2 protein-coding genes are annotated in these 877 nt (G+C 57.4%); both read left to right on the top strand.

Annotation, left to right across the window (positions count from 1 at the left end; all coding sequences use genetic code 11):
* Window positions 1–176, top strand: a 176-nt coding sequence (locus FS320_RS44310) for a transposase (protein ID WP_192926244.1), incomplete at its 5' end; no start/stop codon positions are given.
* Between the two features lie 295 nt (window positions 177–471).
* Window positions 472–681 carry a hypothetical protein gene (locus tag FS320_RS44315; RefSeq protein WP_152718771.1) on the top strand — a complete coding sequence of 70 codons (210 nt, stop codon included), beginning with the start codon at window positions 472–474 and terminating at the stop codon, window positions 679–681.
* The last annotated feature ends 196 nt before the right edge of the window (window positions 682–877 follow it).

Below are 877 nucleotides of genomic sequence, written 5' to 3' on the forward strand. Positions count from 1 at the left end.
ATCTCGCCCGGGCGGAGTTCGCAACGCTGCGGTTGCGCCTGCTCAAGATCGCCGTGCGGGTGCAGGAAACCACCAGCCGCATCCGACTGGCCTTTGCCTCGTGCTGTCCGGAAGCGGATCTCGTCCGGCGTCTTGCGAGCGCTCTGGCACCCCAGCCCCGGGCGGCCTCGCCCTGAGCGCCGGGGCTGCCATCGCCCCGGTCATCCCATCCCGTCCCTGCCAACGCGTTCCCCACGTTCCAGACCTTGCCGCGGTGAAAGAAACGCAGCGGATCGGCACGCCCGCGCTACCAAATAGGCCCCGAAACAAACTCTGGTGAATAGGAACGGCTAACTGGCTTCCCTGGCGTCATCCCGTGCATCAAGCAGGGCCTTGTCTCCTTTTAGCCTTTCTCGCATATCCTTACCTTGATAATTCCGACCTTCTCTGCCGGGTCACCTCACCGACCGCCCTCAAAAACTGAATTGTAGAATGCGTGATTTAACCGAAAAGCAATTTGTGGCCGCCATGGCGCGAAATGGGTTCACCAAGGATGAGAGTCTGCTCAACGGCTTTCGTCACCCTGATCTTCCCAAGCCAATGTTCATGACCGTGCTTATCCAGACCAGCGGCCACCGTGGAGCCCTGAAGTCGGCATTGGAGTACCTGAAGAAGGCTCAGGCCGAGACAACTGGACAGTAGGAGAGTTCTGGAGGCGGCTGCGGTGGGTATGGGTGACTTGCGCTGAACGTTGCGAATAGCTGCCCTCCAAGTGATCATTTGTCAGAGAGAAAGTTCTCGTCTGCCACATCCCCGAAATTTCAATATCATTGATGCCAATGGAGCAGTATCGACAGGTTAAACAATCCACATGACATAAAAAATGTCTGAGCACAAC

The sequence above is a fragment of the Microvirga tunisiensis genome (assembly GCF_009296175.1).
Classification (GTDB): Bacteria; Pseudomonadota; Alphaproteobacteria; order Rhizobiales; family Beijerinckiaceae; genus Microvirga; species Microvirga tunisiensis.